The following is a 12724-nucleotide window of genomic DNA, read 5'->3' on the forward strand; positions in this document are numbered from 1 at the left end:
ATCTGCTTTGCGGGCGGCCTCAGTGCCGCCCGTTTTGCGTTATCTGAAGGCTTAGGCATTGTCTGGAAGAGACCCGTCCATGACCCAGATCGACCGCCGCGACTTCCTCATTGCGCTCACCGCAATGACCCTGGTCGTCCTCTCGTCGAACATCCTGGTCCAGCATCCATTCACTCATTGGGGCATGGGCGACTACCTGACCTGGGGCGCCTTCAGCTATCCCTTCTCGTTCCTGGTCACCGACCTGTCCAACCGCCGCTTCGGGACGAAAGGCGCCCGTCGCGTGGTCTATGTCGGCTTCGTGCTGGCCGTGGCGCTCTCCGTCGTCCTGGCGACGCCGCGCATCGCCATCGCGTCGGGCTCCGCCTTTCTTGTGGCCCAGCTTCTCGACATCAGCATCTTCGCCCGCCTGCGCGACAAGGCCTGGTGGATGCCGCCCTTCATTTCCTCGGTGATCTCGTCGGGACTCGACACGGCGATCTTCTTCTCGTTCGCCTTCTATTGCGGCGTCGTGCCGGGCTTCGGCCTCACGATCAGCGAGATGCTGGGCCAGACGGGCATCGTGGACGAGTGCATCGCCCTCCCTTGGGTCAACCTCGCCGTCGCGGATTATGGGGTGAAGCTCGCGCTTGCCGCCATCGCGATCGCCCCCTACGGCGCGGTCCTGGCGCTCATGCGCCCACGGCTGCAGCGGCACGCCTGATCTAGGCGGCCAAGGCGAATTCGAGCAGCACGGTTTTCTGCAGCGAGCTGAAGTTGTTGTCGGAAATCAGGGAGATGACCGTCTCTCCGCCTTCCCGGTGAACCGCCACGCCTTCCATGTTGTCGACCTGATGCGAGGCCTCGCTCTCGTAGAGGGTCTCGCCGTCGACACGCGCTCCCGGCCGGAGAGCAGAGACCTCGATGCGGCGCAGGCGGCAGGCGAACCCGCCGAAGAGCGAGAACCGGCGCTCCAGGATCACGGCGTCGCCCTCGGGCAGAAAGGCCAGGTCGGTGACGTCATAGCCGCCGGTGAGAACCACCTGGAAGGTCCCCTGCCTGGATCCCGTGAGAATGAAGCCGCTTCCGCCCTCGGCGATGCCGACGAGAGCGCCGCTCAAGGCAGAGCGTTGCGGTGCGACGGCGAGCGCCTCCAGGCCACCATTGCTCGGCAGATCCCTCAGAGCCGCCGGAACAGGAATCGGAACGCCCCGGATGATGCTGCCCGCAGCATTGCGCTCGAAGCGGATGACGGCGTGGTTGCGCTCGGTGCCGATGAAGACGGCGTTGCCCGATAGCGCGAAGCTTTCCGTATCGTAGTAGCGCGACCGCCGCATCGGAACGCCATTGCTGAGGATCAGGGGCGACAGGACGGCACCGGACAAGCCCGAGAGGCGTCCATCCGCTGTCTCGATCCGGGCCTTCAGGATCTGCGCATTGTCCGCAAGGGCGATGACCTCCTGCCCGTTTCCCGAGCGCCACAGGCCGGAAAAGCCGCCGAAGGCCGATACATCGGAGCGCAGGACGATTCCAGAGCGGAACATCAGCGCGCCGAAGCGGCTGCGGTCGGGATCGGTGGTCGAGAGGCGGCTGATCGGCTGCGCGTCGACGCGGATGGCGGTTGCGCCCTTGAACGCCTGCGGACGCTGCGCCACGGCGACGCCTGTGCAGGCCAGGGACGCGACGGCGGCACCGCCGCCGATCAGGAAATTGCGCCGGGTCAGCCTCAAGCGTGAGCTCTGCGCCGAGGAGCCGCGCCACGGGCCGGCGGGCCCGCATTCTCCTCGAACAGCTCCGCAAGCTTCTCGGTCATGACGCCGCCGAGTTCCTCCGCGTCGACGATGGTCACGGCACGGCGGTAATACCGCGTCACGTCGTGGCCGATGCCGATGGCGATGAGCTCCACGGGGGAGCGGGTCTCGATCTCCTCGATCACGTAGCGCAGGTGCCGCTCGAGGTAATTGCCGGGGTTGACCGACAGGGTCGAGTCGTCCACCGGCGCGCCGTCCGAGATCACCATGAGGATGCGCCGCTGCTCGGGCCTGCCGAGCAAGCGCTTGTGCGCCCAGTCGAGGGCCTCGCCGTCGATGTTCTCCTTCAGCAGACCCTCGCGCATCATCAGGCCCAAGTTCTTGCGCGCCCGCCTCCAGGGTGCGTCCGCCGACTTGTAGATGATGTGGCGCAGGTCGTTGAGGCGGCCCGGATTGGCAGGCTTGCTGGCCTGCAGCCATGTCTCGCGCGCCTGCCCGCCCTTCCAGGCACGGGTGGTGAAGCCGAGGATCTCGACCTTCACGCCGCAGCGCTCGAGGGTGCGCGCCAGGATGTCCGCGCAGGTGGCCGCCACGGTGATCGGGCGCCCGCGCATGGAGCCGGAATTGTCGAGGAGCAGCGTCACCACCGTGTCGCGGAAGTTCGTGTCCTGCTCCTGCTTGAAGGAGAGCGGCTGGAACGGGTCCATGATGATGCGCGGCAGGCGCACGGGATCGAGCGTTCCCTCCTCAAGATCGAACTCCCAGGACCGGTTCTGCTGCGCCATGAGGCGGCGCTGCAGGCGGTTCGCAAGGCGCCCGACCACCCCTTGAAGATGGGCGAGCTGCTTGTCGAGATAGGCGCGAAGGCGCGTCAGCTCGTCCGCATCGCAGAGATCCTCCGCATGGATGATCTCGTCGAACTTGCCCGTATAAGCCTTGTAGTCCGGGCCCCGCGCCTCGTTGGAGCGGGACGGCGGGCGCCAGGATTCGCCGGCATCCTCCGACTCGGCTTCCTCGGATTCCTCGGGCAGCTCGCCGGAGGGGCCGTCGGCCTCTTCGGTGGCGCCGTCCTCCATCTCGTCGCTGGAATCCTCGCTGACCTCCACCTCGGCCCGGTCGCCCTGGCTTTCCTGCTCGGATTCGCCTTCGCCCTGCTGCTCCTGCTGGTCGGATTCGTTCTCGTCCTCGTTCTCCTCGTCCTCGGAATCGAGGGACGCCTCGTCGGCCATGTCGAGGGAGGAGAGCAGGTCGCGGATGTGGCGGGCGAAGCTGCGCTGGTTCTCGATGTTCTTGAGCAGGCCGTCGAGATCGCGGCCGGCGCGATCCTCGATGAAGTCGCGCCAGAGATCGACGATCTTGGCCGCCGAGGCGGGCGGCCTCTGCCCGGTCAGGCGCTCGCGCACCATGAGGGCCAAGGCGTCCTCGAGCGGCGCATCGGCCCGGTCCGTGATCTCCTCGTACTTGCCGCCGCGATGGTAGCGGTCCTCCAGCATGGCCGAGATGTTGGACGAGATGCCGGCCATGCGACGGGAGCCGATGGATTCCACGCGCGCCTGCTCGACCGCATCGAACACGGCACGCGCCGCCTGACCCTCGGGGGCGAGCTTCCGGTGCAGACTGGTGTCGTGGCAGGCGAGCCGCAGGGCCATGGCATCGGCATTGCCGCGCAGGATCGCCACGTCCTGGGCGGTCAGCCGCCGCGGCGGCTCCGGCAGGCGGGCCTTGTCCTGGCCCATGAGCACCGGCCGGTCGGACGCGAAGGCCACCTCGAGGTCGGGCTTGCGGGCGATGGCCTTCATGGTGCCGGCGATGGAGCGCTTCAGCGGCTCCGCCGGCGCTTCCTTCTTCTCACCTGGCTTGCGGTTCGAGATGGACATCTCACCTCCCTGACGCCCCGTTTCGTGTCATCCCCGCGAAGGCTAAGGATCCATAACCACGACAGGATGAGGATGGTTGCTCGCGTATCCACCTGATCCTGAACCGTTGGCGTTTATGGATTTCCTCGCTTTGCGCGGCCCTTCGGGTCGGGCTCGGCTTCCGCCGCCCCGGAATGACAGGGTTAGTTTTACGACAGCACCATGTTCACGGCGCTCTCCGGCAGTTCCTTGCCGAAGGAGCGCTGATAGAACTCGGCCACCAGGGCGCGCTCGAGCTCGTCGCACTTGTTGAGGAAGGTGACCCGGAAGGCGAAGCCCGTATCGCCGAAGATCTCGGCGTTCTCGGCCCAGGTGATCACCGTGCGCGGGCTCATGACGGTGGAGAGATCGCCGTTCATGAAGGCCGAGCGGGTGAGATCCGCCACCCGCACCATCTTGTTGACGATGTCGCGGCCCGACGCATCCTCCTGGTAGTGCTTCGCCTTGGAGAGGACGATGTCCACCTCCTTGTCGTGGGGCAGGTAGTTGAGCGTGGTCACGATGGACCAGCGGTCCATCTGGCCCTGGTTGATCTGCTGCGTGCCGTGATAGAGGCCCGACGTGTCGCCGAGACCCACCGTGTTGGCGGTGGCGAACAGCCGGAAGGCCGGATGGGGCCGGATCACGCGCTTCTGGTCGAGGAGCGTGAGCTTGCCCGACTGCTCCAGCACGCGCTGGATCACGAACATCACGTCCGGACGGCCGGCATCGTATTCGTCGAACACGAGGGCAACATTGTTCTGCAGCGCCCAGGGCAGGATTCCGTCCTGGAACGCCGTGACCTGCTTGCCCTCTTGGAGCACGATGGCGTCCTTGCCCACGAGATCGATGCGGGAAACGTGGCTGTCCAGGTTCACGCGCACGCAGGGCCAGTTGAGGCGCGCCGCCACCTGCTCGATATGGGTGGACTTGCCGGTGCCGTGATAGCCGGTGATCATCACCCGGCGGTTGCGGGCGAAGCCCGCCAGGATGGCGAGCGTCGTGTCCCGGTCGAAGAGATAATCGGGATCAAGATCGGGCACATGCTGTTCGGCTTGCGAAAAGGCCGGGACCTCCAGATCCGAGTCGATGCCGAAGACCTGTCGCACGGACACTTTCATGTCCGGCGTAAGGGTCGCTGTCTCGGTATGTGCCGTCATTGGGGCCTCTTCGTCTCGTCGGTGTCGTGAGAATGTCATGGGCTTCTTAAACCCCATGACGAGATGGTGCAATTTCCTAAAAGGCCTATCGGGTCCGCAAAAAGGATACCGTGTCAGCAGAGACCGGCACTTTTGAGGGTGTCGTGCGCCTTGATGATGTCGCGAAGGCGCTCCTCGAAGGAGCGGTCGCCGCCATTGGCGTCCGGATGGAAGCGCTTCACAAGGGCCTTGTACTGGGCCTTGATGGCCGGCCCATCGGCCGTTTCATCGAGGCCGAGGATATCCAGTGCGCGGCGCACCGCCCCCGTGTAGCGCGGTCGCTTGGGCTCGGGCGAGGCCCTGCGCGTGCGGGCCTGGGTGAAGTCCTCCCCTCGGAGAACCCCGAGCGGATCGACATATTCCCACTCGCGGGGCTCGGCCTTGGCGCCCTGTCCGTCGCCAGCGGCCGCGGAGTTCACCCCCATGGCCCAGGTCGGCCGATGGCCGATGACCGAATCCTTCTGGAAGGCGGCAACGGCGGTGTCGGACATGCCGGCGAAATAATTGTACGAAGCGTTGTACTCGCGCACATGCTGCAGGCAGAAGCGCCAGTACTGGCCCTCCCGATCCCGTCCTTTAGGCGCGCGGTACTCGCCCGCGGCCTTGCAGGCAGGATGCTCGCAGACAGGCCCCTTCGTCTCCTGAGGTTCGTCACAGGAGGACTTGATGCGGATGCGGTCGAAAAGAGGCGAGTTGAGATCCATGATTCAGCGATTATGAGTGGCTTCAGGTCCTGCGCCAAGGCCTGAGCGCTTTTGGCCGCAGACTCGTTCAAAAGGATTGATCAATCAGCATGACCCTCACCCACTGGATCACACAGACCTTGCAGGAGAACCTGCAGCCGACAGAACTGACCGTCACCGACGAATCAGAGAAGCATCACGGCCATGCGGGATGGCGGGAGGGCGGTGAAACTCACTTCCACGTTTATATCGTGTCTGAGGCCTTCTCCGGCAAGAGCCGGGTCGAACGTCACCGCCTCGTGAACGACACGCTGAAAGGCGCTTTCGACAGGGGCCTGCACGCTCTGGCCATTCAGGCCAAGGCGCCGGGGGAGTAGCGAAAAGCAACGCATTCTTTTCCCTCCCCCTTGTGGGGAGGGTCAGGGTGGGGGTGCCGGGGCCACACGTGGATAGGCACTCGCTCACACCCCCACCTCCAACTCCTCCCCACAAGGGGGAGGAGGGCTTCTGCATATTACTTGATCCGCTCGAGCACGCTCACATAGTTCGCCACGGCCGCGCCGCCCATGTTGAAGACGCCGCCCAGCACCGGGTCTTTCACCTGAATGCCGCCGGCCTCCTCGCAGAGCTGCATGGCGGAGAGCGCGTGCATGGACACGCCGGTGGCCCCGATGGGATGGCCCTTGGCCTTGAGGCCGCCGGAGGGGTTCACCGGCAGCTTGCCGTCGCGGTTCGTCCAGCCTTCCTTGACGGCGATCGCGCCCTGACCGCGAGGGGTCAGGCCCATGGCCTCGTACTCGATGAGCTCGGCGATGGTGAAGCAGTCGTGGGTTTCCACGAAGGACAGGTCGGAGAGCTGGATGCCGGCCTGGGATAGGGCCCGCTGCCAGGCTTCGGTGCAGCCCTCGAACTGGACGATGTCGCGCTTCGACAGGGGCAGGAAGTCCTGCGCATGCGCCGTGGCCCGGAAGGCGACCGCCCGCTTCATCCGCAGCGCCGTCTCCGTGTCGGCCAGCACCAGGGCCGCGGCGCCGTCGGACACCAGCGAGCAATCGGTGCGCTTCAAGGGGCCTGCCACGAACGGGTTCTTCTCGCTCTCTGCCCGGCAGAAGTCGAAACCCAGATCCTTGCGCATCTGGGCATAGGGGTTGTCGACGCCGTTCTTGTGGTTCTTGGAGGCGATCATCGCCAGCGCGTCGGACTGGTCGCCGTAGCGCTGGAAATAGGTGCCCGCGATCTTGCCGAACACACCGGCAAAGCCGCCGGGCGTTTCGCCATCCTCCGGAAGGTACGAAGCCTTGAGCAGATTCTTGCCGATCTCAGGCCCCGGCGTGCGGGTCATCTGCTCGACGCCTACCACCAGCACCGTCTTCGCCCGCTTGGCTTCGATGGTCTTGATCGCCTGGTGCACGGCCGCCGAGCCCGTGGCGCAGGCATTCTCGACCCGGGTCGCCGGCTTGAAGCGGAACCGGTCGTTGGCCTGGAACACCAGGGAAGCGGTGAAGTCCTGGGCTGAGAAGCCGGCGTTGAAATGGCCGAGCACCACCTCGTCCACGTCCTCGGGACCGATCCCGGCATGCTCCAGTGCCTCGTTGGTGACGCGGACGATCAGGCTCTCGACGGTCTCGGCATCGAGCTTGCCGAAGGGGGTGTGGGCCCAGCCGACGATGCAGGCGGTCATGGAGGTCTCCTCAAGGATTGCGGTGTTGAGCACAAGGTGGGCCTCTTTGGTTCATTCAGCAAGCCGGAGAATGGACGCTCAGGTATGCTTCCAGATCTTGAGCTCGGCTTCGTCCTGTCGTTCATCGATAGGCGAAGCGAATCATGAAGGGTAACCCATGCGCCTGTGCGTCTTCTGCGGCTCCAATGCCGGGCAGGATCCTGTCTATCTCGAGGCGGCCCGCGCTTTGGGCGAAACTCTGGCCGCCAATGGAATCGACCTGGTCTATGGCGGCGCTTCCGTCGGCCTCATGGGCGCCGTGGCCGATGCGGTTCTGGCGGGTGGCGGCCATGTGATCGGGGTGATGCCGCGGGCGCTGGTCGACAAGGAGATCGCCCATCGGGGTCTGAGCGATCTTCGGGTGGTGGGCTCCATGCATGAGCGGAAGGCCCTGATGGCGGAGCTCGCCGACGGGTTCATCGCCCTCCCCGGGGGTCTCGGCACCTTCGAGGAGTTGTTCGAGGTGTGGACCTGGGCGCAGCTCGGCTATCACCGCAAGCCTTGCGCGCTCCTGAATGCCGGCGGCTTCTACGACAAGCTGACCGACTTCCTGGACGACGTGGTGGAACGCGGCTTCGTGAAGCCTATCCACCGCGCCATGCTGATCGTGGAGAGCAACCCGGCTGCCCTGATTGAGGCCATTCGTGCTTACGAACCGCCCAGGGTCGACAAGTGGATCAAGGCGAGCGAGCGCTAACCCGGGATCACGATCTGTAGGCGCCGACACCCTCGCCGAGATGGGCATTGTTCGCCTCGCGTACCTTCGCGGCCTCCTCGTCATAGAGGAAGGGCAGGAAGGCGAAGCGCCGGCCCCTGGTGACACGGGAAACGGCGTGCAGGAGTGGGCACGAGAACACCACGGCGCCGCCGGGAGGAGCCTTGTAGCTGCGCGGCCCGTATTCCGGGAAACTCACCTCGCCGCCCTCGAAATCATGATTGAGGTTGATCGAGACCGCGAAGCGGCGATGGGCTGTGCCCTTGGTGGTGTTGTCCCGGTGAGCACGGAAATGGCCCCCGTCCTCGGCCGCATAGCAGGAGACGATGTAGCGCTCCATCCGTGAGGGCTTGAAGAAATGCACCCGCTCGATCTCGGGGTTGATGCGGCGGATGATGCGGTGCTGCACCTGCCGGATCAGATTGGGATCGGCAATGGTGTAGTCCTTGCGCCGCTTGTGGTTGGGGTCGTGCGCCGCGACGGTCTTGCCGTCGACCTCGCGCATGAAGCCGGATTCCTCGCCGCCATGCTCCTCGTAGAGGCCGATCAGGTGGCGGCAGAACTCGGGCTCGAACACGTCAGGGATGACGAGGACGGGTGCGGGAAGCTCGAAGCCCGCATAGTGGCTGACCGGCGGCAGGTCGCGCAGGTAAGCCATCACCTTCTCCCGGTCGCTGCCATCCTCTTCAAAGGGGAAAATCGCCCGTACGCGGAGGGATGGGTTGAGCACCATCCAGAAGCGGCGGATCGGGACGGGACCCTGCCCCGGCTGGACATTGCGCGGCAGGGCGCCGTAGAGGCGCCCGATCGTGCCGTCGAAATCCCAGAAGTGGCGGATGCCCGGGACGATCTGCCTGGCGCGGTCCTCGGACTGATCGGAAGGATCGACGCTCACGCCGAAGAGAGCGATCTTGTCGTCGTCGAAGAGGGAGCGGTGCTGGTCCTGAAACGAAGCCAAGGTCGCACGCCCGACCTCGTCCGAGCCCATGCCGTAAAAGCACAGGACGATGTAGCGGCCGGCCACCGTGTCGAAGCTGAAGTTCGGATTGCTGGTGGAGTTCTGTTTGAACCACGGCACCGGATCGCCCACCTGGAGCACACGATAGGCCGGTTGTACGGTTTCAGGAGCAGCAGCGTCGGTCATCGGTAATCCGAAATACGTTCACGGGTTTTGTAACGTTGTTCGTTATCACGCGGCTGCCGCAGCGACAAGTTAACGTTGGGACATGAGGAGCAGGGCAACCCCTGCAAGAATCAGCAGCATTCCAGAGAGCTCGCGCCGCGTTGTCGCCTGCGCCAGGAAGTGATGGGACACGGCCTGCGCCATCAGCACCTCGACCAGGGCGAGGGTGCGCACATTGGCCGCCGTGGTGAGCGCAAAGCCGATGAACCAGAACTGGGACGCCAGCGCCCCAAGGAAGCCTGCTCCCAGGGAGGGACGCCACGCGGCAAAGCTCGCCACCAGCGCCTTGCGGTCGAAGAGGCCAAGCCAGAGGAGGAGGACAGCAGTCTGCAGGCCGAGGCCCCAGACCAGGGTCGTGGAAGCCCGGATGAGCGCAGAGCCTCCGTCGAGGGACAGGATCGCGCCGCGAAAGCCGATGGCGGCCAAAGCGAAGAAGGCTCCCGAGGCGAGGCCGAAGAGAATGGGCCTGAGGCCCGACGAGGTCAGGCTCGTGCCCGGCTTCACGGACATGAGCAGCACGCCGCCTGTGGCCACCGCGATGGCCAGAGCCATGGCCGGGGTGAGCGGGTCGCCAAGGAGCGCCAATCCGAAGAGCGCCACCTGTACCGGCTCGGTCTTGGTATAGGCGGTGACCACGGAGAAGGCGCGCTCCTGCATGGCCGAGAGCATGAGCGCGGTGGCAAAAATCTGGGTCAAAGCACCCATGAGCGCATAGGCCAGGAAGGCGGCATTGGGTGCCGGGGGCGTTTCGCCGGTGGCGAGCCACATCGCCGTCAAGGCCAGGAGCGCGAAGGGGAAACCGTAGAGAAACCGGACCTGGGTCGCTCCTACGGTCCCAATGGTTTCAGTCAGGCGCCGCTGGGTGGCATTGCGGCCGGTTTGCGCTGCTGCGGCCAGAAGAGTCGCGGGAATCCAGAGGAGGGATGCACTCATATCGATCTTCAATCCGCGCGGCTCTTGCCACTCTCTTGCCATGGAATTCGTTAAGAAGGGGAGTTTAAGCAATCAATAAGCGGCCAAACCTAGCCAAGGCCAAGGTTTGGCACTAGAAATAGCCCAGCTGACAGGCGGGGCTGATCCATCCTCTCCTATCGTCGAACGAAGCCAAGGAGTCGTTCCGCATGAACGTTAGCCGTGTCCTCCGCGTGACAGCCTTTGCCCTTGCCGCCCTGATGAGCGGTTCGGCTCTGGCCGCCGGCGGCCCTGCGCTTGTCGTTGAAGTCGCATCCGGCCGTGTTCTCCACGCCGAGAGGGCGACCGATCCCTGGTTTCCGGCTTCCATCACCAAGCTGATGACGGCCTATGTGGCCCTCGACAAGATCCGCTCCGGCCAGATGAGCATGGATACGCTCCTCATCGTGTCCGAGGGCGCCGCCGCCCTGCCCCCGTCAAAGATGGGGTTCAAGCCCGGCACGGAGATCCGGCTCGACAACGCTCTCAAGATCATGATGGTGAAGTCGGCGAACGACGTCGCCGCCACCATCGCGGAGAATATCGGCGGGTCGATCGACGGCTTCTCAGAGCTGATGAACGCCCATGCCCAAAAGCTCGGCATGGTCTCGAGCCGCTTCGCCAACCCCCACGGCCTTCCCGACGAGCGCAACCAGACCACGGCGCGCGACATGGCGCTGCTCGCCCGCGCGCTGCTGACGGAGTTTCCGGACCACAAGGACCTGTTCGACATCGGCGCCGTTCAGTTCGGCCGCCGCATCATGCGCAACACCAACGGCCTTATCGGCCGCTATCCCGGCGCTGACGGCATGAAGACCGGTTTCATCTGCTCGTCCGGCTTCAACGTGGTGGCAAGCGCCCACCGCGACGGCCGCCACCTGATTACGGTCGTGCTAGGCGCTCCTTCCGCCAACGAGCGGACCATCAAGGCCGCCGAGCTGTTCGACCGCGGTTTCAACAGCAAAGTGAACTTCACCAATCCGGAGCTTGCGGCACTGCCGGCCTCGGGCAATGTCACGCCGCCGGACATGCGCCCGGTCATCTGCGACCGCCGTGGGCCGATGCCGCAGGAGGAAGACACTCCGGCCGTTGCTGAGACCGACAGCAACATCCCCAACCTGTTCTCCACGGAAGTGATGGCTTTTGCCGGCGCTGCCGCCGACAAGCCGGTGCGCACCGTGCTCGGGCCCCGCACCGCCGTGCAGCCGGAGCGCGTCTGGGTGGGGCTGAATCCCCCCAGCGAGGCCGAGATCGCCGCCCAGGCGGCGGCCGAAGCTGCGGCCGAGCAGGCGCGCAGGGCCAAGACCAAGAAGGCGGCTGCTCCCAAGAAAGGCAAGGCAGCGGCCAAGCAGGACGATGCCGCTGCGCAGGACGACACCAAGGCTGCCGAGAGCGAGCCCGCAAAGCCCACGGTCAAGAGCACGGACAAGGGCAAGACCCCGCCGCGGGTCAGCGTTACCGTCAAGCCGGTAACAGGCGCGAAGCCTGCGACGGACACCAAGGCCAAGGCGCCGCAAAAGGCGGACGCGGCCGGAAAGCCCAAATCCGTCGCGAACTGATCCGACAGGCCATCATTTCTCTGCAACGCCCGGTCACCCGCCGGGCGTTTTGCTTAGCGCGTCCAAAATGAAGCATCGGATCAATCCCAAAAGTGCAAATCCACTTTTGGGTCCGATACTCTGGCCCTTGCAATTCAGGGGCATCCGGGCAAACGCTTCGGGCCCTGCCACGCAAGTTTCAATATGAATCGCTCCTCCCCCGCCAGCGGCCTGCTCTTCGCCCTCGTCTCGGCGAGCCTCTATGGCTTCAACATCGTCTATGCCCGCATCGCCTCCTTTGCGGGCGCGAGCGGCTCGGCCATCGTGGTCTATCGGGTGTTCCTGATGCTGGTTCTGGTGGGCGTCGTGGCTGCGATCATGAGGACATCGCTCAAAGCCGCCAGAGAAGAGCGCGGCACCCTGCTCCTACTCGGCGTCGCCACGGCGTTCGTGGGCATCTGCTATCTCTCGTCCGTCGCCTATATCCCGGTCACGGTGGCGGCGGTGGTGTTCTACACCTTTCCGATCCTGATCGTGCTTGCGAGTCCTTTCGTGGAGGGCACAAGGCTCACGCCGACATTGCTGGGCGTCGTCGCCGTGGCCACCCTCGGCGTGGCTCTGGTCGTCGGCCCGGCCTTCGGCGATCTCGACTGGCGCGGCCTGGCGCTTGCTTTCGGAGCGAGCATCGCAACAGCGATTCAGTTCTTCGCTGCCGCACGCTGCCGCAGGACCGGCGTCATGGCCAAGACTTTCTGGATCCATGTGCTCGTCCTGCCCACCGCAGCGCTCATCAGCCTGGCGGTCGGACAGCTGGCGCCACCCTCCTCTCTGGCGGCTGCCCCTTTCGCGGTCGCCATGACGATCGGCGGCTACATCTTCGGCTTCGTGCTGCAGTTCCTGGCGCTCGGGCGCATCACGGCGGTCGCGGCCGGAATCATCTATTGCACCGAGCCGGTGGTGGCCGCCGTCTCGTCGGCTCTCATTCTCAATGAAGTCCTGTCCCCTCTGCAGATTGCAGGCGGTGCCCTTGTGCTGGGAGCCATCATGGCCAACGTTGTGCTGGAGCAGCGCCGCCTTAAAGGTGCGCCCCTGGTACCGATTGCGGATTGA

Annotated in this window: 12 protein-coding genes; 5 read left to right on the forward strand and 7 right to left on the reverse strand. The window is 65.1% G+C overall.

The window, feature by feature from the left end; all coding sequences use genetic code 11:
• The first annotated feature begins 79 nt into the window (after positions 1-79).
• Positions 80-703, forward strand: a complete 624-nt coding sequence (locus tag AC0QTX_RS22350) for a queuosine precursor transporter (protein WP_474606024.1) — start codon at positions 80-82, stop codon at positions 701-703.
• Between the two features lies 1 nt (position 704).
• Here the strand turns inward: AC0QTX_RS22350 and AC0QTX_RS22355 are convergent, their stop codons facing one another.
• From AC0QTX_RS22355 to AC0QTX_RS22370, 4 genes are all read right to left on the reverse strand, one after another.
• Positions 705-1709 carry an esterase-like activity of phytase family protein gene (locus AC0QTX_RS22355; protein WP_474606025.1) on the reverse strand — a complete coding sequence of 335 codons (1005 nt, stop codon included), beginning with the start codon at positions 1707-1709 and terminating at the stop codon, positions 705-707.
• Positions 1706-3607: a cobaltochelatase subunit CobT gene (cobT, locus tag AC0QTX_RS22360; protein ID WP_474606026.1), complete on the reverse strand. Its 1902-nt coding sequence runs from the start codon at positions 3605-3607 to the stop codon at positions 1706-1708. Before cobT ends, AC0QTX_RS22355 begins: the two co-directional genes overlap by 4 nt.
• A gap of 188 nt (positions 3608-3795) precedes the next feature.
• Complete coding sequence (gene cobS / locus AC0QTX_RS22365) at positions 3796-4785, reverse strand: cobaltochelatase subunit CobS (RefSeq protein WP_196263506.1); 990 nt, start codon at positions 4783-4785, stop codon at positions 3796-3798.
• Positions 4786-4898: 113 nt separating this feature from the next.
• Positions 4899-5528 carry a J domain-containing protein gene (locus AC0QTX_RS22370; protein WP_474606027.1) on the reverse strand — a complete coding sequence of 210 codons (630 nt, stop codon included), beginning with the start codon at positions 5526-5528 and terminating at the stop codon, positions 4899-4901.
• Positions 5529-5617: 89 nt separating this feature from the next.
• Here AC0QTX_RS22370 and AC0QTX_RS22375 point away from each other — a divergent pair, with 89 nt between their 5' ends.
• Positions 5618-5884 carry a BolA family protein gene (locus tag AC0QTX_RS22375; protein WP_474606028.1) on the forward strand — a complete coding sequence of 89 codons (267 nt, stop codon included), beginning with the start codon at positions 5618-5620 and terminating at the stop codon, positions 5882-5884.
• A gap of 137 nt (positions 5885-6021) precedes the next feature.
• Here AC0QTX_RS22375 and AC0QTX_RS22380 read toward each other — a convergent pair whose 3' ends face one another.
• Entirely contained in the window at positions 6022-7188 is a 1167-nt protein-coding gene (locus AC0QTX_RS22380; RefSeq protein ID WP_474606029.1) for an acetyl-CoA acetyltransferase, read from the reverse strand.
• 157 nt (positions 7189-7345) lie between these two features.
• Here AC0QTX_RS22380 and AC0QTX_RS22385 point away from each other — a divergent pair, with 157 nt between their 5' ends.
• Complete coding sequence (locus AC0QTX_RS22385) at positions 7346-7924, forward strand: LOG family protein (RefSeq protein WP_474606030.1); 579 nt, start codon at positions 7346-7348, stop codon at positions 7922-7924.
• Between the two features lie 7 nt (positions 7925-7931).
• On the opposite strand, the gene AC0QTX_RS22390 is transcribed toward AC0QTX_RS22385, so the two are convergent.
• Positions 7932-9086, reverse strand: coding sequence for a 2OG-Fe(II) oxygenase (locus AC0QTX_RS22390; protein WP_474606031.1), 1155 nt, complete (start codon positions 9084-9086; stop codon positions 7932-7934).
• Positions 9087-9155: 69 nt separating this feature from the next.
• Positions 9156-10058, reverse strand: a complete 903-nt coding sequence (locus tag AC0QTX_RS22395; protein ID WP_474606032.1) for a DMT family transporter — start codon at positions 10056-10058, stop codon at positions 9156-9158.
• Between the two features lie 188 nt (positions 10059-10246).
• Here AC0QTX_RS22395 and AC0QTX_RS22400 point away from each other — a divergent pair, with 188 nt between their 5' ends.
• Positions 10247-11635 (forward strand): D-alanyl-D-alanine carboxypeptidase family protein, encoded by a 1389-nt coding sequence (locus AC0QTX_RS22400; RefSeq protein ID WP_474606033.1) that lies wholly within the window; start codon positions 10247-10249, stop codon positions 11633-11635.
• 183 nt (positions 11636-11818) lie between these two features.
• A complete protein-coding gene (locus AC0QTX_RS22405; protein WP_474606034.1) occupies positions 11819-12724 on the forward strand; it encodes a DMT family transporter in 906 nt (301 codons plus the stop codon).

It is taken from the genome of Microvirga sp. jy35 (genome assembly GCF_056148915.1).